This window comes from Chitinophaga alhagiae (genome assembly GCF_003568665.1).
GTDB classification, from domain to species: domain Bacteria; phylum Bacteroidota; class Bacteroidia; order Chitinophagales; family Chitinophagaceae; genus Chitinophaga; species Chitinophaga alhagiae.
This window is the reverse complement of record NZ_QXMH01000002.1, coordinates 194,813-216,591: the sequence shown is the minus strand read 5'-3', so window position 1 is coordinate 216,591 and position 21,779 is coordinate 194,813. Positions and strand designations below refer to the sequence as shown.

Here is a 21,779-nt window from a genome sequence, read left to right as displayed (position 1 = left end):
TCAGTACCTCATGTTCACCTCCGAAATACTGCCGGCTATTTGCCGCACTTTTCTTCACTCCATCTGGCAGGGACTGCTGGCGGCCATTATAGCCGGGGCTGTACTGGCCCTTACCCGCCGCTCTTCGGCCCGGCGCCGTTACAACCTGCTGGGAGGCATTTTGGTGCTTTGTGTACTGGCGGCTTTTGCCACGTTGGCAACAGAATTGCGTTCGGTACAGGAACCGGTATCTATACCGGCATCCGCGGCCAATGTTTCCGCCGCTGCGCCGGCAACGCTTGCAACGGCCGGTTATTGGGACATACTGGTGAACTACCTCAATACGCATGCGCCTTTTATTATGCTTGTGTGGGGGATTGTATTCCTTTTCAAATGTTTCAGGATGGGCATGGGCTTTTACCACATTCATCATATCCGCCGCCACCAGGTATATGAGCCTGATGAAAGCTGGAAGGCCCGCATGGGAGAACTCGCAACACTGCTGGGCATCCGCAGGGCGGTAAAAATGGTAGAATCCGGCCTGGTGCAGGTGCCCCTCACTGCGGGTTTCCTCAAACCCTGTATTTTTATACCGCTCGGCCTGTTGGCCCGGTTACCGGCAGACCAGGTAGAAGCGGTGCTGCTGCACGAACTGGCGCACATCCGCAGAAAGGATTATCTGGTAAATATTGTACAGAGCTTTGTAGAGAGTATTTTCTTTTTCAACCCCGCATTGCTCTGGATATCGGCAAGACTGCGGGAAGAAAGAGAAGCCTGCTGTGACGATATAGCGCTGGCGCATACACCGCACCAGGGCAGCTACCTGCAGGCCCTCGTGGCCTTTGCCGCCCACACGCCGGCCGGCCGGCTGGAGATGGCCATCACTCACAAAAAACATCATTTACTGAACCGTGTTAAACGAATGTTGACAAGGGAAAATCAAAAACTGGGCATTATGGAAAAATCAATACTGATCATCGGGCTGGTGGCAATTTCCGCCTTCAGCATGATATCGGAGCTACCGGCAGTGCCACCGGCACAGGAAGCTACCGGCCAGCCTTTCGTGATTTACAAACCTGTTGCGGATAAAGTGCTGCCGCCACTTGCCACCGTACAAAACAGAGACACCGTAGTACCAGGCAAGCAGGTATCCACCTCACAGTTGAACTACTCCTATCAGCTGGATACTACGCTGCACTTTGACATGAGCCTGCTTCAAGACTCCATGCCCATAAATGCAGTATTTAACTACACACCCGGCAATCAGCTAAAACAATATGAACTGAATTACCACGCCAACACCGTCTTCTTCACAGAAACAGATGCAACCGTGCAGTTGAAGATCGATTCTAGCAGCATGTTCAACCTCAAAGAAGACAAGCAGTTCGACTACTCATTCAAATACGAATACCAGCTGGATTCTACTCAATTCAGTAAAAACTTTAATTTTAATCTTGACACTACTCAACCCGTACTCAAAAAAGACCAGCGCAAACCCTCAAAAGGGAAAGGCGATCTGACGGACTCAAGCAGGCAAAAAGGGGCTCAGATATATTACCGGCAAGTAACAGACCAATACCCCAAGAAAGGCAACTGGAAATCATACCCTTCAGATTCCTCCCGCCCCAAACTGGCCTACAAGATTGACCGGAAGAGTTATAAGTTAGACAAGGTCTACTACCAAAAACCCGCAATAAAATATAAAAAAGCGCCTGCCGGGTGGGAAGCCAAACCCGTTCCCCGTAAATATAAAACGGCACCGGCAGATTCCGGCACCAAGCCGCAGCCGAAGGTCCAGAAACCTGCACCCAGGCCGCTTGAAGAAAAGCTGCCGGCCAGTTTTTACAACAGTTTAATTCTACCTAAACAAATAGATTGCTAGTCTCAATTCTCAGCAGTAAACAAAGGCCCGTCATACAACGGGCCTTTTATATTATTCCTATACCCCGGCAATCCTTTCTTTATAGGCCGCCAGCGCCGCCTCCAACCGCTGCCTAGCTGTGCCGTCTCCCGGTACGTTGTGTGAGGGATGAATGTGCAGCTGCACTCCCCGGTCCGCCAGAATTTCCGCTACGGTGGTCACCGTCATCCATACGCAGGTAACAAACGCCATGGTGGAAACGGGGCCTATTTTATCCTGGTGATTTTTAAGCGGTACAGATGCGTCTTCTATGGGAGCGCAGGAGTCTACCACAATATCCGCCACTTCAAAAATGGTTTTGCCGCTGGAGTGGCGTGTCTGTTTACCCTGTGCGGCAGCGGCGGAACCGAAAGCGATCACTTTCATGCCCCGCTTTTTGGCTTCCAGGGCTACATCGATGTTCACGTTATTAATGCCAGAATGTGAAAAGAGCCACATGGTATCACGGGGGTCAAAGTTGTAGCCTTTCATGATCTCTACCCCATATCCCTCTACCCTTTCCAGGAACACAAACTGGTGTACGCCCATTTCTCCGGTGATACGGGTGAAGAAGGTCAGCGGCAGCTCTATCATAGGGTGGAACCCAACAAAACCGCCAATGCGGGGATACATTTCTTCAATGGGAATGGTAGCATGCCCGCAACCGAAAGTATGTACCCATCGGCCGGCGGCAATACTGTCTGCCATTACTTCCGCGGCTTTCCGGATGTTGTCCAGCTGCGTGTCTTCGATCTGTGCCATTACGCTCCTGGCATTGGTGAGCCATTGTTTTGCAAGCATATGAAAAAGGGTTTATTGTAATCTTCTTACGATGGTGCTGCACAGCAACAGCATGGCCAGCCACTCCGCCAGCGCCACGGTAGTAAGGTGCTGAACGCCATAATGCTGTACCACCAGTCCCATCATATAATTTACCAGCATATTGCCAATTAGGGCAATGACCAATACAAAACTGAACGCGGTACCGGAATGTGCGGCATACCGCTCTCCTACAAAACCCAGCATGATGGGGAAACCACCGGCGAGTCCAGCCCCCAGCAAAATAAGGCCCGCCGCGGACACGGTAAACGTACTGCCGGCCTGCAACAGCAAAATACCGGCAGGCATCAGCAGCAAAGAGACGATCAGCATATGCCGCGGAGAGACGGTGCGGAATACGCTGCCGGTGAGCAGCCGCATTACAGTGAAACCGGCAATGTATAAAGACAGGGCATAGAGCGCCTTGCTTTCTTCCATATGGTCTCCGGCAGTGAGGTAGGTGGTGGTCCAGTTGTTGATGATGGCCTCAAAGCTGCTTTGGCAAAAGAGAAAAAAACCGATCAGCAGCAAGGTAATATCACCAAACATACGGCCGCTCTGTTTCAGCGGAAAGCCTTGCAGATGCTTGGGCGGCGGAAATTTAATAGCGGCATACAGAACGGCCATGGCAAGCGTGAGCCAGCCCACAGCGGATACAATTTCGTTCCAGGCGTAATGCTGGCGCAATGCTGCAAGCACCTGCGGCATGCCCAGGGCGCCAATGCCGAATGAAACACCCAGCAGGCTCAGGGAAGCACCCTTGCCCCGAACGGTAATGTCTGCCACCACTGCATTAGTGGCGCCGTTTACCACCCCGCCGGAAAGGCCGAACACAAAAATGCAGCCCTTCAGTATATCTGGCGATGCGGCATGTGCAATGCCCTGGAAGCCCGCACAAAGCCCCAGGCAGGAAAACACCAGCAACAGCTTGTAACCGTACCGGTCACTCACAGGCCCAAAAAACAGGGACCCGGCAAGTATGCCAACAGGCATGATGGAAAACAGGGTACCCGCCGCAATACCGTCCAGGCTGAACTTCTCCCGCAAATCAAGCACTACTGCGCCCAGCGTAATGAGCGTAACGCCAAAAAGCAACAGCCCCAGACAGGCGGCCAAGAATACGATCCGTTTGTTGTACATACGTGTTAACAGGTTATGCATGAAACGCGAGGTACGCTGCGCCGTACAGGCCGGCATCACTATGCAGTGCCGAAGCCTCGAACCGCACCTGCCCCATGCTTACAGGTTGCGCCCATCGCGCCGCTTCAGTTGTAATAGCCGGCAAAAACTGTGCGGCAGGGCCAAATACGCCCCCGCCAAATATGATCTTCTCCGGGTTGAACAGGCTCACCAGGTTGGCGGCCGCCATCCCCCACAGTTCAATACATTGGTTAATAACTGAAATGGCTATACGATCTTTTTTATGATAAGCATCAAATACTTCTTTTGCCTGCAGCCCGTCTTTCGTCAATGGCCCGGTGTAGCCGGTATCCCTGTTGGCCAGGGCTTTGGCTACTTTGGCAATGCCCTCCCCGGAGGCCATGCTTTCAAAACAACCACATGATATATATTCTTCCCGGAAAGGCCGCTGCAGCGCCATCCAGCCAATAGCGCCACTGATGTCTGCCGCGCCGTGCAGCAAACGTCCGTCTGCCATGATGCCGGCGCCTATACCGGTGCCCACTGCCAGGTAAATGGCATTCTTGCAACCCTGGGCGCGGCCCTGCCAAGTTTCTCCCATAATATAACAGGAACGGTCTCCTTCAATGCGCACCGGCGCCTGACCCGCTACGGCACTAACTTCCTGCAACAGGGGGTAGTTTTCCCAGCCGGGAATATTGGGCGCCCAAACGGTGCCTGTTTGCCGGCGGCTGATGCCCGGCACCGCTATGCCCACAGCATTGAACTGGTGTTTTTGCATGTGCAGTACAGCCTCGGCAACCATGGCGCCTACAGCCTCGCCACTGCGGGAGCCAAGGGGTTGTACGTACCTTTCCAGGATGGTGCCATCCTGCAAAAAAACGGCTGCCGCCATTTTAGTACCGCCTACATCTATCGCTAATGCTTTCATAACATGTCTCTATATATGACAAATAAAAAAGGTCACTCCGTTATCCGGCACAAAAAAAGGGGAATGGCCCACTGCCTGAAGCCTCTTTGGCGGCTCATGAATGAAACAGGGCCGGCCCTTACATTCGGCCAGCCCTGCACATGCATTATAATATATGGTCTGATCAAAGATCAGAATACTCCGTAGGCCGCAGGAAAAATTTGTCTGACCGGGACACATTGTTTTTATATTCTTCCATGGCTGACAGCCTTTTCCAATCCGGGTCTGCTGAAAATGCCTTCCAGTGCGCATCCCGGTCTGCCTGGTCTTTAAAGGTGGTCATGTACATCAGGTTGGGCATCCGGCTGCCGGCAATCACCTCCCCATAAAACACGGCGTTGAAGCCCAGTTTCCTGAAAATCCCTATTTCATCCCCATCGTTAAACATCTTCACCTTGTTTACAAAGTATTTTTCAGTGGGGCCTTCATAGCTCCGCAGCTCGTACACCCGGTCTTTCCGCGGCCCGGTGAGGTTGGGCGCCTCCAGCCTGGGCATATCCCGGAAGGCTTTCAGCAAAATAGATTCCAGGCGCGCAAAGGGCACGTCGGTATGATCCGCATTCATGTAGCTGCCGCCATTTCTTTTGTACGCCGCATCTTTCTCCAGCGCCGCCGGCAGCTTTTCAAACTGTTCGAGTGATTTGAAGGGGATGAGCACATACACCTTCAGGTCTGCCGTATCCTGCTCAATCGGCTTGAACACCCCTACCTGCCCGATGCCCGCACGGTGCAGGGCAGGCAGGAACGCCGCGCTTAAAAAACTGTCTACCCGCGCCACCTGGGCTTCCGTTTTCAGGTGGTAGATCTTTACCTGGTAAAACTCCCCGGCAAAAGAAGAAAAGCTGCATAACAGCAGTAAACAAAGAGACAAAGTGGAATTTTTCATGGTCGTGAATATAATGAACAAGATAAAAAGGATTGCGAAAGAATCAAACCCTCTTGACCCTTACGTAACGTCATACCCTACCTTTGCCTCATGGGAAAAACTTATACCGTTAAGCAACTGGCGGCGTTGGCCGGGGTGAGTGTGCGCACACTGCACCACTACGACGCCTGCGGTTTACTGATGCCCGGAAAACGTACCCCGGCGGGGTACCGCGTATACGGCGCTTATGAACTGTACCGGTTGCAGCAAATTATGTTCTACAAGGAGCTTGACCTTTCACTGGAAAGCATTGCGGCCATACTTGACGACCCGGGCTTTGAGCCGGCCGCAGCCCTTGAAGCGCATAAAAAAGCCCTGCAGGCACGGCGCAAGCGTATTTCCACCTTGATCAAAACAATTGATAACACACTTTCAACTTTAAAAGGAGGACCAGTTATGTTAACAGATAAAGAGCTATATGAAGGTTTCCCGCAGGGAAACACCTACCGTGAGGAAGCTATTGCCAAATGGGGCAGCCAGGCGGTGGAAAACAGTGAAAACAATCTTCGTAAAATGGACAAAGCAGCTTTTCTGAAACTGAAAGACGAGTTTGTGAACATCCGCATAGCCTTGCAGGAGGTAATGCACCTGCCCCCTTCCCACCCCAAAGTGCAGAAAGTGATACACACGCATTTTGAGCTCATCACGCAATTTTGGGGGAATGCAGTACCGGAAGAAGAACGGCTGGCGGCTTACAAGGGCCTGGCGCAGTTGTATGTAGACGATGAACGGTACACGCAAACGCCGGATGGTAAGGCTGATCCCGCATACGCCGCTTTCATCAGCGAGGGTATGCAATGGTACGCCACCCACATTGCAAAATAAAGGAACGGGCTGCCTTCTCCCTTCAGGAGAGGGCAGTCCCGTTACGCTTTCACCGGCATGTTCCGGTGGTACCCTATCAACTTATATTGACCGCCTACCTTGCCAAACACAAAAGTGAAGAAACCCTGTTTGCTGCTGTTCTGGTCAGGGTATTCCATATGTACTTCATACATGGCCGTACCAGGGTCTGTACCGGCCCGCAGCTTTTTATAGTAAGCGGTGGCATTGTTCCCGTCAATTTCGGTAATATTCGCATCGCCTGCCGTGGGGAGCAGTCTTATTACATCTCCGTTGAATATCTGGGCCTCCCGGCTCCTGAACTCGGCGCGTTTCAGTTCCGTGCCCGCATTGTCTACCGGCAGGGGAAAGCGGATCATGCTCTGCAAAAGCGTGTCATGCGTGCCGGTTACCGCATGCTGGAACGAGCCGAAGAACGTTCTGAACTGCTGCTCGTCTGTACTTACCGGCGGCGGGTTGGCGCCGGTGGTCTGTATGGCGGAATCTTCCATGGGAGGTACGGCCGTTTGCTGCGGCTGTTTTTCCCTGTTGTTGTTTCCGCAGGCCAGCAGGGAGCAGCATGCCAGTACATATATCAACTTTTTCATCAATTTCTGAAATGCAATTACCATACCAGCCGAAACTTAGTATTATTGCAGATATGCTCAATATTGCTCCTGATAAATGGAAACATTTTTTAACAGGCATCCCTATGGGGATGGTATTGCAGGCGGTGGCCTGGTACCTGTACCCGCCGCTTATGTACCTGCTGGCTTTTTCGGCCGTTTGCGCCATCAGTTATGGATTTGAACTGGTTTCCCTGGTTACCGGCAAAGGGCATTATGAAATAAAGGACGCCATTGCCAGCATCCTGGGCGGCACAGTGGGCATAGGCCTATTTGCGCTTTTTCTGCTGGCACGGTAGGTAAAAGCCATCTTTTTCCCGATTTCGTAAATAATTTTCCCGTTTGAGTAAACGGTAGCCCCGCTTTCGCGCGAATTTTGCGCCATGAAAAAACTCATACCGTTCATATTGCTGCTGTTCTGCGCACAAAGTATTGCAGCTCAAAATATTACAGGTGTTATCAAGGGTACCGTTCACACAAGTGACGGGCAACCGGCGCCTTTTGTAAGTGTATTGATCAAGGATAACAACCGGGGCGTTGTAACCGACCTGAAAGGAGAATTTACCTTCCGCCGCCTGCAACCGGGCACTTACACCGTACAGATATCGCTGGTAGGGTATCAGACCGCGGAGCAGGAAGTAAGGGTCAACGGCTCGGAAACCTCCACTGTCAACATCCGGTTGGAAGTGTCTGACACCCAGCTGAAGGAGGTGATTATCAAGGGTAACCAGGCGCGTACAGGTAAAAAAGAAAGCGATTTTGTGGCCCGCCTTCCCATCAAAAACATTGAAAACCCGCAGGTATACAACGTGGTGAACAAAGAGCTGCTGCGCGAACAGGGTATTGTTACGTTTGATGACGCCCTGAAAAACGCCCCGGGCGTAAGCCGCCTCTGGTCATCTACGGGCCGCCCCGGCGATGGCGCAGGGTATTTTACCATGAGGGGCTTCAGCGTGCAGCCTACCGTTATTGACGGTATTGCCGGCCTTACCAATGGTGGTGTAGACCCCGCCAATATAGAACGCATTGAGACCATCAAAGGCCCCTCCGGTACGCTCTTCGGCAGTAGCCTCATCTCCTTCGGCGGGCTCATCAACATTGTTACCAAAAAACCGTACGATCATTTTGGCGGAGACATCAGCTACACCGGCGGCGGATTTGGGCTGAACCGCGTAACGGCGGATGTGAACACCCCGCTGAACGAAGATAAAACAGCGCTGTTGCGGGTAAATGCTGCCTACCATAACGAAGGCAGCTTCCAGGACGCAGGTTTTAAAAAGTCTTTCTTCTTTGCTCCCAGCTTCACCTACAAGGCGAGTGACAGGCTTACGTTCGATATCAATACCGAGATCTACAACGCAGAAAGCACCAACACGCTGATGGTGTTCCTCAACCGCAGCCGCCAGCTGATTGCCAGAACACCGGCTGAATTGGGCATCGACTTTAACCGTTCATTCACCAGCAACGATATCAGCTACAAAACACCCACCATTAACCTCACCGGCCAGATCAATTACAAACTGTCTGACCAGTGGACATCCCAAACCGTGGCCGCCCACAGCATCCGCAAAAGTGACGGTTATTATTCCTATGTAATGTTCCTCGACGCCGGCGTTGCCCCGAACGATACATTATTCAACCGCTACGTGTACACACAATATTCCCAGGCCATCACTACAGACATCCAGCAGAACTTCATCGGCGATTTCAGGATAGGCAGCCTGCGGAACAGGGTGGTAGTCGGGATTGACTTCCTCAGCCAGCAGGCCACCAACAATTATTCTCCCTATGCCATGTTTGACAATGTAAACGCGGTCAACAAAAATGACCCGCGTTACGGCCAGTTGACCCGCCCGGCGGTAGACGCCAAACTAGGCGCGCTCACAAGCGGCTACACGAAAAACTCCGCTACCAACTATACTTACAGTGCCTATATTTCAGATGTACTGAATATCACGGAAGCGCTCTCTGCCATGATGAGCGTACGGGTAGACCATTTTGACAACAAAGGCACCAAAAACTTCCTGAACGGCGCGCTCACCGGAAATTACAGCCAAACCGCCGTGTCTCCGAAATTCGGCCTTGTGTACCAGATCGTGAAAGATAAAGTAGGCGTATTTGCCAACTATATGAACGGTTTCAGGAACGTAACCGCCGCGCAGCCGAACCCTGCCCTGGGCCTGGATATCAAATACAAACCACAACAGGCCAACCAGATAGAAGGCGGCGTGAAGCTGGACCTCCTCAACCATAAACTGAACTTCACTGCCAGCTACTACGACATACTGGTGTCTAACATGACGCGCCAGGTAACCGGCAAGGGTGATGATGGTGTAGATTATAATTATACCATACAAGACGGTACACAAAAAAGTAAAGGTATTGAGCTGGACCTGTCTGCCACCCCGGTAACCGGCCTCAACATTGTAGCCGGTTACGGGTATAACGACAGCAAAATGGTAAAATCTGCCGCCAACATCCAGGGTAGAAGGCCCACCAGCGCAGGCCCTGAGCACCTTGCCAACTTCTGGATCGGCTACACCACACCGGGCGGCCCGCTGCAAGGCCTGGGCGCAGGTTTTGGCGGCAACTACGCCAGCGAGAACCTGATCACCAACGATGCTGCTACCGGCATTTTCACCCTGCCCTCTTACACTGTGCTCAACGCTACCATCTTCTACCAGGCAAAATCTTACCGCCTGGGCATAAAGCTGGATAATCTGGCCAATAAGGAGTACTTCGGCGGGTGGACCACCGTTGAAAAGCAACTGCCCAGGCGGCTTTCCGCCAGCGCGGCTTTCCGGTTCTGATAAGATCGACCTTCTTCCCTGCATACAAATCCCCGGCCGCTACGGCCGGGGATTATTTTTTCTCAAAAGGCAGGTATCAATCTTTTTCAGTAGGCAAGCAGGCGGCTGATTTTTTCCGCCACCTTTTCTGCATTAGGCAGCATTTCTTTTTCAAGCGTCATATTCAGTGGTACGGCCGGCAGGTCTAGCGCGCCCATGGTTTGCACGGGGGCGTCCAGCCAGTGGAAGCAGGCTTCTGAAATGCGCGCGGCCAGTGATTGGGCGAAGGAATTATTTAGCTGCTCTTCCGTGAGCACCAGGCATTTGCCGTGTTTACGCACCGTATCAAATACCAGCGCTTCATCCAGCGGGAATAACGTGCGCAGGTCAACGATCTCTACCCTGCCGGGAAAACTTTCCGCTGCGGCCTTTGCCCAGTATACCCCCATCCCGTAAGTCACCACGCACACGCCGTCTTCCGCGGGCTGTACAATGCTGGCTTTGCCGAAAGGCAATACATAATCTGCCGCAGGCTCAATGGTCATAGCTGCCTGCGTGCCCGGCACTTTTGACCAGTAAAGGCCTTTATGCTCCAGCATCACCACGGGGTTGGGGTCAAGAAAAGCAGCTTTCATAAGGCCTTTCAGGTCTGCCGCGTTGGAAGGGAAAGCTATCTTGATACCTTTAATGCTCAGTAAAGTAGTTTCCACGGAACCGGAATGGTACGGCCCTCCCCCGCCATAAGCGCCTACCGGCACGCGGATAAGGGTTTGAACCGGAAATTTGCCGGCGGTGAGGTAACAGCTTTTTGAAATTTCAGACACGAGCTGGTTAAAGCCCGGATAGATATAATCGCCGAACTGCACTTCCACGATGGGTTTGACGCCCACCGCAGAGAGGCCTGCCGTGCTGCCAATAATGTATGCTTCCTGTATGGCGGTATTGTATACCCGGTGGTCCCCGAACTTCTCCGCCAGGGTGGCCGCTTCGCGGAATACGCCGCCCAGGCGCCGGCCAACATCCTGCCCGAAAAGGATGGCCTCCGGGAATTGCTGCATGATCTCTTCTATGGCATGCAGGGCCGCATCTACCATCACCACTTTATTACCGTCAACCGGCATGCGGGTGCCGGTTTCCTCTTTCACCGGCGTGGGCGCAAATACATGGTTTTTGACGGTGGCAGGGTCAGGCTCCGGGCTGTTGCAGGCCATTTCAAAAGCAAGGTCTATTTCTGCGGCGGCCTCTTCTTCAATTTTACCGGTATGGGCCAGCCTGTTTTTCAATAGCAGCAGGGGATCTCTGTCCGCATGTTTTTGCAGGTCTTCTTCCGTACGGTACCATTCTTTCCTTACACCGGAAGTATGATGCCCGAGCAGCGGTACGGTGGCATGCACAAGTATAGGCATCCTTTCCGCGCGAACATACCGGATAGCGGACGCCATGGCCTGGTAGGCCGCCTCAAAATCGCTGCCGTCCACCCGCGTTCTTTCCAGCCCCTTGAAACCGCCGGCGTACTCATATGCATCCATGGCACGGGCTTCCGCCGCGCTCACGGATATACCCCAGTCATTATCCTGTACCAGGTAAATAATGGGCAACTTTTTCAGCACCGCAAACTGCAGGGCCTCGCTGACCTCCCCTTCCGTCACGCTGCCGTCTCCCAGCGAACAAAGCACCACGGGCTGTTTAGCGGCGTCCGCCAACCCCGTTTGCTCAAGGTATTGCAGGCCCTGCGCCATGCCGGTGGCCGGTATTACCTGCATGCCGGTGGCGCTGCTCTGGTGGGGGATGACGGGCTTGTTCGCTTCCCTGCTGCAGGGATGACAATAGTAGGAACGCCCGGCGCTGAACACGTCTTCTCCTTTGGCCAGCAGCTGCAGCATCAGCGTAAGGGGAGAAAAGCCCATGGCCAGCATCATACCATCATCCCGGTAATAGGGGCTTACATAGTCCCACGGCTGCAGTTGCAGGCCGGCCGCCACCTGTATGGCCTCATGGCCGGCTGAAGTAGAGTGAACATATTTGCAGATAGCGCGGTTGGCTTCGTACTTTACAGCCATGTTCCGCGCAAGGCACATCAGCCGGTAGGCCTGCTGCAGTAACGCCTGGAAGTCAGCGTCATGCTCCCTGTGTGTAATGGTGGCTTTCAAAGTAGGTACGCTTATGTTATCTTTAAGCACGTAAAACTGTTTTGGCGGTCAAAACCAAATAGTTGCTATAACAACTATTGCTACTGCAAATTAATTAATATGCACGACACTTTTGTGAGTAATCCATCTTTTTTTAAGCTGGATGCTACCTTGAAAAAAATACGGAACTACTGGCAGAAGAATTTTGATGCGCAGGGAAAGGACATTACGGTAGACCAGTGGCTGCTGCTGGAAAACCTTTACAAGCATAAACGCATTACTCACAATGAGTTGGCAAGGCTCACCTCCAAAGACATTACTACAGTGTCCCGCATCATTGAATTACTGGTGAAGAAGGAGCTGGTGGAGCGGCAGGGGTCTACGGACGACCGGCGGAAGGTGTACGTGCAGCTAACGCCGGCGGGGGTGAACAAATATAAAGACGTGCGGCCCATGGTGCTGGAAATGCGGAAAACGGGCTGGAAAGACCTGACAGAAAAGGATTACCAGGAGCTGACCCGCATCCTGGATGTGATTTACGGCAATATTCCCTGAGCCTCGGGAAAATGGCCGGCTGAAAAGAAGAGACGTTTTTCAGCCGGCCTTTTTGTTGGTTATTTCACCATAAATTCCAACAGACTGTCATTTTCAATAAAAGCCTCCAGTGTATCGCCAATTTCAACGGCGCCCACCCCTTCAGGGGTACCGGTAAACACCAGGTCCCCAATGTTCAGCGTAAAAAAGCGGGAGATATAGGCAATCAGTTTATCGAAATTGAACAGGAGGTCTTTGGTGTTACCATGCTGCACCAGTTCTTTATTCTTGTACAAAACGAAATTGGTGTCTTTCAGGTCTGTTGTTTCAGTGATGGGAATAAACTTTCCCACTACGGCAGAATTATCGAACGATTTGGCTATTTCCCAGGGTAGCCCTTTGGCTTTTTGTTTTTCCTGCAGGTCCCGGGCAGTGAAATCTATGCCAACAGACATGCTGTCATAATACTTGGAAGCAAAGCGTTCCTGTATATGTTTCCCGTTTTTGGAAATCCGGAGCACCAGTTCACATTCATAATGCAGGTTGTCCGTAAACTCCGGATAGTAAAAGGGATGATTGTTTTGCAGCAAGGCGTTCTTCGGTTTCATGAAAATCACGGGATCGGAGGGCACTTCGTTTTTCAATTCTTCTGCATGTTTGGCATAGTTTCTTCCAACGCAGATAATTTTCATAATGCGTGTATTTTGTAAGGTTAATAAAGCCTATGGTTTGACCCATAGTCCACAATACATTGCCCAACGTACGCACTATCATCCGGATGACTGCTGTAATTCCGCAGGATATAGCGAATCGTTGGTACACGGATCATGACCTATAGCGGTAAAGGTAGGGGTACCTTTTAGGCATGAAATATACAATTTACTTCTATAATGGAAAAGTAAGCTTGTTATAATTGTTCATGGAGCGCTCCAGGCCGATGGTCGCAAAACTCTCAATGATCTCCACACATTTATCTGTTTTTTGCAGCACAACGGGCTCTTCCCTGCTGTTCCATTTTCCAAGCACATAATCTACCTGGCGGCCTTTCGGATAGTCGTTGCCGATACCGAAACGGAGCCGGGGGTATTGGTTGGTGGCAATAGCTTCCTGTATGCTTTTGAGGCCGTTGTGGCCCGCATCGCTGCCACCGGGCCGCAGGCGCAGCACTTCCAGCGGCAGGGCCAGTTCATCCAGCACTACCAGCACATTCTCTACCGGTATCTTTTCCTTGTCCATCCAGTATTTTACGGCTTTGCCGCTGAGGTTCATGTAGGTAGTGGGTTTGATCACCACCAGTACTCTGCCTTTCCACCTGATCTCCGCCACATCCGCCAGCCGGTCACTGCGGAAGCTCACACCGTGTTTACGGGCCAGTGCGTCTGCCACATCAAAACCGATGTTGTGACGGGTATGCTGATACTCCGCTCCAATGTTTCCTAGTCCAACAATGAGATACTTCATAACATAAACTATTGATCGGGATGCCAAAAATAAAAAGCCCGGCTGATATTCCGCCGGGCTTCCTAATATAATTATTTCGCCTATTTATTTTTTCTTGGCTTCCTTCTCGGCAGCAGCTTCTTCCTGTTTCAACTGACGTGTCATTACCACAGAAGCAACCGGGATACGGGGAGAGTTCAGGATCTCGATGCCGGGAGCCTTTACATCTTCCACGCGGATGTTCTCGTTCAGGTCCAGGTTAGTGATGTCTACTTCCAGGCTCTCTACCAGGTCTTTCGGTAAAGCTTTCACTTTCAGCGTTTTCATTTTCACTACCAGCTTACCACCGCTTTTAACGCCAATGGAAGAACCCACGGCTTTCAGCGGCAGGGTGGCCACTACTTTCTTGTTTTCTGTCAGCTCCAGGAAGTCAACGTGCGTCAGCTCGTCTGTAACGGTGTCAAACTGCAGGTCTTTCAGAATGCAACGGTAAGTTTTTCCGTCGATCTTGATCTCAGCAAGTTGGAAATCAGGTGTGTACACCAGTGGTTTAAATGCAGTGGCATCAGCAGAAAAGCTGATAGTTTCCGCACCCCCATAAATAACGCAAGGCACTTTTTCCTCAGAACGGAGAAGGCGGGTGGCTTGTTTGCCGAATTCGCTCCTGAGTTGTCCTTCGATGGTTATTGTTTTCATTGTTTAAACATTTATAGAAATAAAAAAAATACTACTCCTTACATCCTGCGCTGACTGTGCACAAACAAACTTGTGATTGATTTGTTTTCGTGCATGTTGCGGATGGCCACTGCAAAAAGGTCTGCCACGCTGATCACTTTCACTTTAGCGCTTTGTTTCTTCAGCGGGATGGTATCACATACCACCAGTTCCTCCAGCACAGAATTTTCAATATTCTCGTACGCTTTACCGCTGAATACAGGGTGCGTACAGAATGCCCTGACGCTTCTTGCTCCTTTTTCCACCAGCAGGGCGGCTGATTTGGTGAGCGTGCCGGCGGTATCGCAGATATCATCTATCAGTACAATATCTCTGTCCTTTACATCACCGATCACCACCATAGACGCAATTTCGTTCGCCCTTTTACGGTGCTTGTCGCAGATCACCATTTCCGCATTGAAAAAGCTGGCCACTTCACGCACCCGGGTGGTAGAACCCACGTCTGGGGACGCAAAGGTAAGGTTTTTCAGCTTCAGATTCTCTATATAAGGGATAAAAATAGCCGAACTGTCCAGGTGGTCTACCGGGATGTCAAAGAACCCTTGAATCTGCGGAGCATGCAAGTCCATGGTAATCACCCTGTTAGCTCCTGCCGCGGTGAGCAGGTTGGCAATCAGCTTGGAGCCGATGGCCACGCGGGGCTTATCCTTTCTGTCTTGCCGGGCAAACCCGAAATAAGGGATTACAGCCGTAATATATCCGGCAGAGGCCCTTTTAGCGGCATCTATCATGAGCAGCAGCTCCATAAGGTTCTCGGTGGGGGCATTGGTACCCTGCACCAGGAAAACATAGTCGCCGCGGATGCTCTCAAGAAAAACCGGCTGAAATTCACCGTCGCTGAATTTCTGGATATTCACCTTGCCGAGACCGTTGCCGTACCGGGTTGCAATACGCGCTGCCAGCTCGGGATTGCTGTTACCTGTGAAGATTTTTACCTTTGGATTCATGATGAAGAAAAGAGGTTGCAAAACTATGACTTTATATGAGATAAGAAGAAAAAAAATCAACCGGTCCCTTCAAACCCTTTACAGTAGCTCAACTGGAATAAAATACTAAGAATAATGGGGGCTATTTACTAAAGATATTAGTATCTTAGGATTAAAAGGACGATGATGGACGTTAACCCTACTTTCTTACCCCCTATCTCGAGGTACCTGACCGGTACCGGGCGGAGCTTGCCGTCTATCCGCAAGTGGGCCGAGGATGACAGGCCCCGGGAAAAGCTGTTATGCAAGGGCCCCCGTGCGCTCAGCCATGCAGAATTGCTGGCTATCCTGATCAATTCTGGCAATAAAGACCAATCTGCGGTGGAGCTGGCCCAGTCCATCCTGCTGTCTTGCGGCAATGACCTTGCGGAATTGGGGCGGCTGGGGCCACACCATTTAAAACAGTTCCCGGGCATTGGCGATGCCAAGGCCGTTACCATACTGGCAGCGCTGGAACTGGCACGCAGGCGGCAAACGGCGGGGCTGACCAGCAACAGAACGGTATTGTACTCCAGCGCAGACGCGGCGGCGCTCCTGAAACCCCTGCTGGAAGACGAGCAGCATGAGAGTTTTTATGCCGTATACCTGAATCACGCCAATAAAGTGCTTGGTTACGGCTGCCTCAGCTCCGGCGGGCGTACTTCCACCACCGTAGACCCACGCCTGGTATTTGAGGCGGCGCTGCTTCACCGGGCCACCCGCCTGTTGCTCTGCCACAACCACCCTTCCGGCAACCTGCGGCCCAGCCAAGCAGATATTACCATGACGCAACGCCTGAAGGAGGCCGGCCGCCTGCTGGACATTGAGATCATGGACCACCTGATCGTAGCGCCTACAGGGTATTTCAGTTTGCGGGAAGACGGGCTGTTATAACCTGCGGGGAAAGCCAGGGGCGCCCCTGCCAAAAGTCCGGGAGAGATCATGCAGCGGGCTGGGCAACTAACGTACCAGTGTGGTCACCCCTTTCTGGAATACGCGAATGCCCAATTCGGTATCCGTATATTCCAGCACCCAGGCATAGGTACCTACACCAGCGGGGGTACCATTGATCGTACCGTCCCACTTCTGCGTCCACTGGCGGGTTTCAAATACCAGTTGGCCATTACGGGCAAAAACCCGGAAATACAGGTCAGCAGTTTTGTAGCCATTGATGGGGTATAGAAAATCGTTCAGGCCGTCGTTATTGGGTGAAAAGGCGGTAGGTACGGCTACCCGGCAACTGGGTACCGTTTTGAGGGTGTGCACCACCGTATCCCGGCACTGGAGGTTGTCTTCCACTATCAGCCTGATCTCGTAAGTGCGCTCACGGCTTTCCAGCGGGTAACGGAAGGGCTGCGGCGTTACCATGCGTGATCCGGAACCGAATGCAAAGTCCCAGTGATGGGAAACAATGTTACCGATGCTGTTATTGGTAAAAGACGCCATGTCCAGCGGGCAAAGCACCGGGGTGTTAACGGCAAAGTCAGCTTTCAGTTCGTTGTCCAGCAGGACCTGTTCCATATGTTCATCCTGGCAAACGCCATTGGTGACGGCCAGCGTAACGGTTTTGGCGCCAAACACGGTGTACACTTTTTCGGGTGCAGGCCCCGTCATGGTGGAACCGTCCTCAAAAGACCATTGCCAGTCATTCACGCCATGGGCCCCGTTGTGCTGCAGGAAAATGGTGTCATACACACAATCCAGCCGGGTACGGTAAGAGAACAGGGCGTTGACGGTGTCTGCGGTAATATAGGGCACGCTGGCGCCCGGCGGTGTTTCCACACCACATTCACTAATGAGGGTATTGCCATCAATACCCCTTACAAGGTTGATGGAGAAATTACCGTTTTCGTATATGGTATTGCTCAGTATCAGTTCTATACTGTCTGTCAGCTGCCCGTTGCAGAAGGTATTGGCGGCCACAATGCTCACGGCCGGGCCCGTTCCTCCCAATGCAAAATCACTGCCATCTGCCGCTACGGAAGCACAGCGTACAGGCCCCGGCAGCCGCACCATTATTTTATCAGGCCGGCAGCCCGGAGGGCGAACGCTCTGCGCGTCAAAAGGCACATATTGCGGAACCGGTACTGTAAAAGCCACCTCACGGCCCACGGCGATGGGATTATCGCAGGCGTCCAGCAGGGTGTTATTGTCAGTACCGTTGCGCATACGCACCGTATAATTGCCGGCAGGCAAAGGCCGGTCAAGTTCCAGCACTACGGAGTCCATGTCAAAGCCGGCGCCGCAGCCTACTGCCTGAGCGCCTGTTACCACGGCCGCGGCACCCACTATCTCAAATTCGCTGCCGGCGGCAGTAAGCGTGGAGCACTGGAAGCGTTTGTTCAGCTTGATACCGATGCGGTTATTCAGGCAGCGGTACGCCGCTTCTTTGAACGCGCCGGGCAGCGGATCGGTAATATTGGCGGTGCCGCCCTGGAAAGACAGGGCATAGCCGCTTTGGGACTCGGAAAAGTTGCTGACCATCAGCAGGTACTGGTGGCCGGCAATGAGTGTGGGCATCCGGCTCCATTTGGGCTGTCCATAGCCCTCACAGGCTATCTGCACGGTACCCGCGGCGGAAGCGCCTGTTTCTCCGGGAATGGCGCTCCAGTTGCCGGACACCTGGGTGTTCGCGTTGGTATAAACATCGTTGAGGTTGCGACCCGTTACGTCAAACAGTTGCCAGTCATAGTCATCATTGGCATCTGCCGGCCTGATGGAGAAACCCAGCGTACCGGCATCGTAGCAGGTAAATTTATACCAGAAGGCGTTCACGTCCCGGAAGTCTACCTGGTTGGAGCACCCCTGCACACGAATAGAGCGGCCGGCGCAGGGCGGCACCTGCACCTGCTGCAACGCCCGGGTGCCGCAAACGGGGAAAGCGCTCTGCGGAGACTGTCCCAGCGTATTGCATTGCCCAACTGCCTGCTGTGCAGCCCATAAAAGGGTTAATATGGTGAAAACAAAACGGTACATGTAAAACGGAAGGACAATATAGAATTATTATATAAAGTAATAATGGTCGCTTTTGTTACATTTGCAGGAATTTTCCACAAAAAAAATCACTCATGCTCAAAATAGGCTTGTTCGGTGTAGGGCATTTAGGCAAAATCCACTTATCCCAGTTGGCTACCATGAAAGATGTTGAGGTAACCGGCTTTTTTGACCCGAATGATGCCCATGCGGATGGCGTGCAGGAGCAATACAAGATCAAACGCTTTACCTCGGCGGAAGCGCTCATCAACGCATCTGATGCTATAGACATTGTGGCCCCTACCACCCAGCATTTTGCATTGTGTGAAATGGCTATCCGCAACGGCAAGCACGTTTTTGTGGAAAAGCCCATGACCAATACCATGGAAGAGGCCAAGCTGCTCGTGAAACTGGTAGACGAGGCCAGCATCAAGTTCCAGGTAGGGCATGTAGAGCGCTTCAACCCGGCTTTTCTGGCCCTGAAGGGATATGACCTTAAACCCATGTTCATTGAGGTGCACCGCCTGGCGGAATTTAACCCGCGCGGCACAGATGTGAGCGTAATACTGGACCTGATGATACACGACATAGACATTGTGCTCAGTATCGTCAAATCCAGCATCAGCCGTATTTCCGCCAGTGGCGTGGCTGTTATGAGCGATACGCCGGACATTGCCAACGTACGCATAGAATTTCACAACGGCTGTGTTGCCAACCTGACCTCCAGCCGCATTTCCCTTAAAAAAATGCGCAAGATGCGCCTCTTCCAGAAAGACGCATACATCGGTATAGACTTCCTCGATAAAAAGACCGAGATCATCAAGCTGAAAACACCGGAAGACGAAGGGCTCTTTACGCTGGACATTGCCACCAACTCCGGCAAAAAGACCATTGCCATAGACAACCCGGAAATCAAACAATCCAATGCCATCCGCATGGAGCTGGAGCTGTTCCGGGACAGTATTCTTGAAAACAAACCGGTAACGGTGAATGTGATAGACGGCTTTCAGGCGCTGGAAGCAGCCCACCAGATATTGCAAAAGATCAGCAAGGGGCAATCCGAGTAACCCGTATACAGGTATCCGCCTCGGGCAGCACTCAATCTATTCCCTGTAAAAACGCCGCCGCAATGGCCAGGTCTGCCGGCCGGGTTATTTTGATATTATGCTCTTCCCCTTCTACCAGGTGAATGGCGTGCCCGGTCCTTTCCACCACAGTAGCCTCATCTGTAAACAACGGATCATATGGTTGCTCAAAAGCCGGTATCAGCAGGTCAGATAAAAAAGTTTGCGGGGTTTGGATGATCCGGAAGCGGGCGCGGTCTACCGCCATGTTGCCCTCCTCGTCTACCTCCCTGATACTGTCTTTCAGCGCAATGGCCGGCACCGCGCTCCCCTGCACCAATGCCTGTTCATAACAGGTACGGATCAACGAAGGGGATACCAGCGGGCGCACGCCATCATGCACAAACACTACCGCCTCGCTCTTTATTACCTGCAACCCGTTGCGTACGGAATGAAAGCGGGTTGCTCCCCCCGTTACCAGGGCAACAGACGGCGGCCGGTCAAACGCGGCCAGTACATGCGCTATTTGCGACTGATGCGCCTCCGGCACTACCAGCACAATGTGCATATCTTCATATGCCGCCCTGAATGCCGCAATGGTGTGGTACAATACGGGTTTGCCAGCCAGTGCAAGAAATTGTTTGGGAGTGGCGCTGCCCATGCGCTGGCCGGAGCCTCCGGCAACAATAACGGCTATCTTCTGTTTCAATGACGAAATACGAATTAGGAATTACGAATCAGGGGGCAGCGGTTTATGGGGGCTATGACCTCATACCTTTCACTGCACCGCAGCACGAAGTAAGCATATTTAAAAGAAAAGGGCAAACAGCATTGCTGCTATTTGCCCAAAAAATTGTCGGTCCGTATTGCCTCAGACGATCAGCATGGCGTCGCCATAGCTGAAGAAGCGGTATTTCTCCTTGATGGCCTGCTGGTAGGCGTCCATGATCAGGTCATACCCTGCAAAGGCGCAAACCATGATGAGCAGGCTTGTTTTAGGCAGGTGGAAATTGGTTACCAGCGCGTTGGGAATGGAAAAATCGTAAGGCGGGTGAATAAAGGTGTTCGTCCAGCCTTCTGCCGCTTTCAGATGGTTTTGCGCGGTTACGGAAGATTCTATGGCCCTTACGGTAGTAGTGCCAATAGCGCAGATCTTGCGGTTGTCTTCCTTCGCCTTGTTCACAATTTTCACGGCATACTCATCTATGTGGAAATATTCCGCGTCCATTTTATGTTTGCTGAGGTCTTCCACTTCAATAGGGCGGAAGGTGCCCAGGCCGGTGTGAAGGGTTACTTCCGCAAATTTCACGCCTTTGATCTCCAGGCGTTTGATCAGCTCGCGGCTGAAGTGCAAGCCTGCGGTAGGTGCGGCCACGGCGCCTTCGTACTTGGCGTACACGGTCTGGTAGCGCTCCTTGTCCTCTTCTTCGGGCTTGCGTTTGATGTACTTGGGCAGCGGCGTTTCACCCAGGCTGTCCAGCACGGCTTTAAACTCCTCGTCATTGCCTTCAAACAGGAAACGGATGGTACGGCCGCGGGAAGTGGTATTGTCTATCACTTCGGCCACCAGGCTTTCATCGTCCCCGAAATACAGCTTGTTGCCTACCCTGATCTTGCGGGCGGGGTCAACAATTACGTCCCAGAGGCGGTTCTGTTTGTTCAGCTCACGCAGCAGGAACACTTCGATTTTTGCGCCGGTCTTTTCCTTACGGCCATAGAGCCTGGCGGGGAACACCTTCGTGTTATTCACCACCATTACGTCTTTGTCGTTAAAATAACCGAGAATGTCTTTAAAAACCTTGTGTTCTATCTTGCCGGTGGCGCGGTTCACCACCATCAAACGGCTCTCGTCTCTTGTTTTGGAAGGATGCTGTGCGATCAGGTTTAACGGGAGATCGAACTTGAATTGTGATAATTTCATATTACGGTATGAATGAATTTAAAGTGTGCAAAGGTACGGAATATACCG

Annotated in this window: 20 protein-coding genes; 7 read left to right on the top strand and 13 right to left on the bottom strand. The window is 52.1% G+C overall.

The features are described 5' to 3' along the window. The first annotated feature begins 10 nt into the window (after window positions 1-10). Entirely contained in the window at window positions 11-1,861 is a 1,851-nt protein-coding gene (locus D3A97_RS11710; RefSeq protein ID WP_119078692.1) for a M56 family metallopeptidase, read from the top strand. A gap of 57 nt (window positions 1,862-1,918) precedes the next feature. Here D3A97_RS11710 and D3A97_RS11705 read toward each other — a convergent pair whose 3' ends face one another. The 4 genes from D3A97_RS11705 to D3A97_RS11690 form a co-directional block, all read right to left on the bottom strand. Further along, a complete protein-coding gene (locus D3A97_RS11705) occupies window positions 1,919-2,680 on the bottom strand; it encodes a sugar isomerase domain-containing protein (protein WP_119078691.1) in 762 nt (253 codons plus the stop codon). A gap of 12 nt (window positions 2,681-2,692) precedes the next feature. Then, entirely contained in the window at window positions 2,693-3,838 is a 1,146-nt protein-coding gene (locus tag D3A97_RS11700) for an MFS transporter (protein WP_119078690.1), read from the bottom strand. A gap of 13 nt (window positions 3,839-3,851) precedes the next feature. Continuing rightward, window positions 3,852-4,769, bottom strand: coding sequence for an ROK family protein (locus D3A97_RS11695; protein ID WP_119078689.1), 918 nt, complete (start codon window positions 4,767-4,769; stop codon window positions 3,852-3,854). 163 nt (window positions 4,770-4,932) lie between these two features. Next, window positions 4,933-5,694 carry an NIPSNAP family protein gene (locus tag D3A97_RS11690; protein WP_119078688.1) on the bottom strand — a complete coding sequence of 254 codons (762 nt, stop codon included), beginning with the start codon at window positions 5,692-5,694 and terminating at the stop codon, window positions 4,933-4,935. Window positions 5,695-5,784: 90 nt separating this feature from the next. On the opposite strand from D3A97_RS11690, the gene D3A97_RS11685 reads away from it, so the two are divergent. Next, window positions 5,785-6,558, top strand: a complete 774-nt coding sequence (locus D3A97_RS11685; protein ID WP_119078687.1) for a MerR family transcriptional regulator — start codon at window positions 5,785-5,787, stop codon at window positions 6,556-6,558. Between the two features lie 41 nt (window positions 6,559-6,599). Here D3A97_RS11685 and D3A97_RS11680 read toward each other — a convergent pair whose 3' ends face one another. After that, complete coding sequence (locus tag D3A97_RS11680) at window positions 6,600-7,163, bottom strand: hypothetical protein (RefSeq protein ID WP_157986493.1); 564 nt, start codon at window positions 7,161-7,163, stop codon at window positions 6,600-6,602. A gap of 104 nt (window positions 7,164-7,267) precedes the next feature. Here D3A97_RS11680 and D3A97_RS11675 point away from each other — a divergent pair, with 104 nt between their 5' ends. Both D3A97_RS11675 and D3A97_RS11670 read left to right on the top strand, forming a co-directional pair. Then, window positions 7,268-7,480 (top strand): hypothetical protein, encoded by a 213-nt coding sequence (locus tag D3A97_RS11675; RefSeq protein WP_157986492.1) that lies wholly within the window; start codon window positions 7,268-7,270, stop codon window positions 7,478-7,480. Between the two features lie 84 nt (window positions 7,481-7,564). Further along, the gene (locus D3A97_RS11670; protein ID WP_119078684.1) at window positions 7,565-9,991 is read left to right on the top strand and encodes a TonB-dependent receptor; all 2,427 of its coding nucleotides are present in this window, start codon (window positions 7,565-7,567) and stop codon (window positions 9,989-9,991) included. 86 nt (window positions 9,992-10,077) lie between these two features. On the opposite strand, the gene D3A97_RS11665 is transcribed toward D3A97_RS11670, so the two are convergent. Further along, the gene (locus D3A97_RS11665; protein WP_232825944.1) at window positions 10,078-12,150 is read right to left on the bottom strand and encodes an alpha-ketoacid dehydrogenase subunit alpha/beta; all 2,073 of its coding nucleotides are present in this window, start codon (window positions 12,148-12,150) and stop codon (window positions 10,078-10,080) included. Between the two features lie 69 nt (window positions 12,151-12,219). Between D3A97_RS11665 and D3A97_RS11660 the strand changes: the two genes are divergently transcribed. Further along, complete coding sequence (locus tag D3A97_RS11660; RefSeq protein WP_198673967.1) at window positions 12,220-12,654, top strand: MarR family winged helix-turn-helix transcriptional regulator; 435 nt, start codon at window positions 12,220-12,222, stop codon at window positions 12,652-12,654. A 59-nt stretch (window positions 12,655-12,713) separates the two neighbouring features. Here the strand turns inward: D3A97_RS11660 and D3A97_RS11655 are convergent, their stop codons facing one another. The 4 genes from D3A97_RS11655 to D3A97_RS11640 form a co-directional block, all read right to left on the bottom strand. Then, window positions 12,714-13,325 carry a fumarylacetoacetate hydrolase family protein gene (locus D3A97_RS11655; protein ID WP_119078683.1) on the bottom strand — a complete coding sequence of 204 codons (612 nt, stop codon included), beginning with the start codon at window positions 13,323-13,325 and terminating at the stop codon, window positions 12,714-12,716. Between the two features lie 193 nt (window positions 13,326-13,518). After that, window positions 13,519-14,094 (bottom strand): aminoacyl-tRNA hydrolase, encoded by a 576-nt coding sequence (pth, locus tag D3A97_RS11650; protein ID WP_119078682.1) that lies wholly within the window; start codon window positions 14,092-14,094, stop codon window positions 13,519-13,521. Between the two features lie 84 nt (window positions 14,095-14,178). Then, window positions 14,179-14,769: a 50S ribosomal protein L25 gene (locus tag D3A97_RS11645; RefSeq protein ID WP_119078681.1), complete on the bottom strand. Its 591-nt coding sequence runs from the start codon at window positions 14,767-14,769 to the stop codon at window positions 14,179-14,181. A gap of 38 nt (window positions 14,770-14,807) precedes the next feature. After that, the gene (locus D3A97_RS11640) at window positions 14,808-15,755 is read right to left on the bottom strand and encodes a ribose-phosphate pyrophosphokinase (protein ID WP_119078680.1); all 948 of its coding nucleotides are present in this window, start codon (window positions 15,753-15,755) and stop codon (window positions 14,808-14,810) included. A 162-nt stretch (window positions 15,756-15,917) separates the two neighbouring features. Here D3A97_RS11640 and radC point away from each other — a divergent pair, with 162 nt between their 5' ends. Continuing rightward, window positions 15,918-16,667 (top strand): RadC family protein, encoded by a 750-nt coding sequence (gene radC / locus D3A97_RS11635; RefSeq protein WP_232825943.1) that lies wholly within the window; start codon window positions 15,918-15,920, stop codon window positions 16,665-16,667. Between the two features lie 66 nt (window positions 16,668-16,733). Here the strand turns inward: radC and D3A97_RS11630 are convergent, their stop codons facing one another. Next, window positions 16,734-18,749, bottom strand: coding sequence for a T9SS type B sorting domain-containing protein (locus D3A97_RS11630; protein WP_119078679.1), 2,016 nt, complete (start codon window positions 18,747-18,749; stop codon window positions 16,734-16,736). 92 nt (window positions 18,750-18,841) lie between these two features. Here D3A97_RS11630 and D3A97_RS11625 point away from each other — a divergent pair, with 92 nt between their 5' ends. Beyond that, window positions 18,842-19,813, top strand: a complete 972-nt coding sequence (locus D3A97_RS11625) for a Gfo/Idh/MocA family protein (RefSeq protein ID WP_119078678.1) — start codon at window positions 18,842-18,844, stop codon at window positions 19,811-19,813. 31 nt (window positions 19,814-19,844) lie between these two features. Here the strand turns inward: D3A97_RS11625 and D3A97_RS11620 are convergent, their stop codons facing one another. Together D3A97_RS11620 and queA are read right to left on the bottom strand one after the other, a co-directional pair. After that, window positions 19,845-20,519, bottom strand: a complete 675-nt coding sequence (locus D3A97_RS11620) for a 2-C-methyl-D-erythritol 4-phosphate cytidylyltransferase (protein ID WP_232825942.1) — start codon at window positions 20,517-20,519, stop codon at window positions 19,845-19,847. Between the two features lie 162 nt (window positions 20,520-20,681). Beyond that, complete coding sequence (queA, locus tag D3A97_RS11615; RefSeq protein ID WP_119078677.1) at window positions 20,682-21,731, bottom strand: tRNA preQ1(34) S-adenosylmethionine ribosyltransferase-isomerase QueA; 1,050 nt, start codon at window positions 21,729-21,731, stop codon at window positions 20,682-20,684. Window positions 21,732-21,779 lie beyond the last annotated feature (48 nt).

What these genes read in the sequence shown, in the direction of transcription:
- D3A97_RS11675 (WP_157986492.1), top strand. Translation starts at nt 7,268, where the DNA reads ATGGGGATGGTATTGCAGGCGGTGGCCTGGTACCTGTACCCGCCGCTT.
- D3A97_RS11680 (WP_157986493.1), bottom strand. Translation starts at nt 7,163, where the DNA reads ATGAAAAAGTTGATATATGTACTGGCATGCTGCTCCCTGCTGGCCTGC.
- radC (WP_232825943.1), top strand. Translation starts at nt 15,918, where the DNA reads ATGATGGACGTTAACCCTACTTTCTTACCCCCTATCTCGAGGTACCTG.
- D3A97_RS11630 (WP_119078679.1), bottom strand. Translation starts at nt 18,749, where the DNA reads ATGTACCGTTTTGTTTTCACCATATTAACCCTTTTATGGGCTGCACAG.
- queA (WP_119078677.1), bottom strand. Translation starts at nt 21,731, where the DNA reads ATGAAATTATCACAATTCAAGTTCGATCTCCCGTTAAACCTGATCGCA.
- D3A97_RS11660 (WP_198673967.1), top strand. Translation starts at nt 12,220, where the DNA reads ATGCACGACACTTTTGTGAGTAATCCATCTTTTTTTAAGCTGGATGCT.
- D3A97_RS11695 (WP_119078689.1), bottom strand. Translation starts at nt 4,769, where the DNA reads ATGAAAGCATTAGCGATAGATGTAGGCGGTACTAAAATGGCGGCAGCC.
- D3A97_RS11700 (WP_119078690.1), bottom strand. Translation starts at nt 3,838, where the DNA reads ATGTACAACAAACGGATCGTATTCTTGGCCGCCTGTCTGGGGCTGTTG.
- D3A97_RS11705 (WP_119078691.1), bottom strand. Translation starts at nt 2,680, where the DNA reads ATGCTTGCAAAACAATGGCTCACCAATGCCAGGAGCGTAATGGCACAG.
- D3A97_RS11655 (WP_119078683.1), bottom strand. Translation starts at nt 13,325, where the DNA reads ATGAAAATTATCTGCGTTGGAAGAAACTATGCCAAACATGCAGAAGAA.
- D3A97_RS11685 (WP_119078687.1), top strand. Translation starts at nt 5,785, where the DNA reads ATGGGAAAAACTTATACCGTTAAGCAACTGGCGGCGTTGGCCGGGGTG.
- D3A97_RS11625 (WP_119078678.1), top strand. Translation starts at nt 18,842, where the DNA reads ATGCTCAAAATAGGCTTGTTCGGTGTAGGGCATTTAGGCAAAATCCAC.
- D3A97_RS11645 (WP_119078681.1), bottom strand. Translation starts at nt 14,769, where the DNA reads ATGAAAACAATAACCATCGAAGGACAACTCAGGAGCGAATTCGGCAAA.
- D3A97_RS11640 (WP_119078680.1), bottom strand. Translation starts at nt 15,755, where the DNA reads ATGAATCCAAAGGTAAAAATCTTCACAGGTAACAGCAATCCCGAGCTG.
- D3A97_RS11670 (WP_119078684.1), top strand. Translation starts at nt 7,565, where the DNA reads ATGAAAAAACTCATACCGTTCATATTGCTGCTGTTCTGCGCACAAAGT.
- D3A97_RS11710 (WP_119078692.1), top strand. Translation starts at nt 11, where the DNA reads ATGTTCACCTCCGAAATACTGCCGGCTATTTGCCGCACTTTTCTTCAC.
- pth (WP_119078682.1), bottom strand. Translation starts at nt 14,094, where the DNA reads ATGAAGTATCTCATTGTTGGACTAGGAAACATTGGAGCGGAGTATCAG.
- D3A97_RS11690 (WP_119078688.1), bottom strand. Translation starts at nt 5,694, where the DNA reads ATGAAAAATTCCACTTTGTCTCTTTGTTTACTGCTGTTATGCAGCTTT.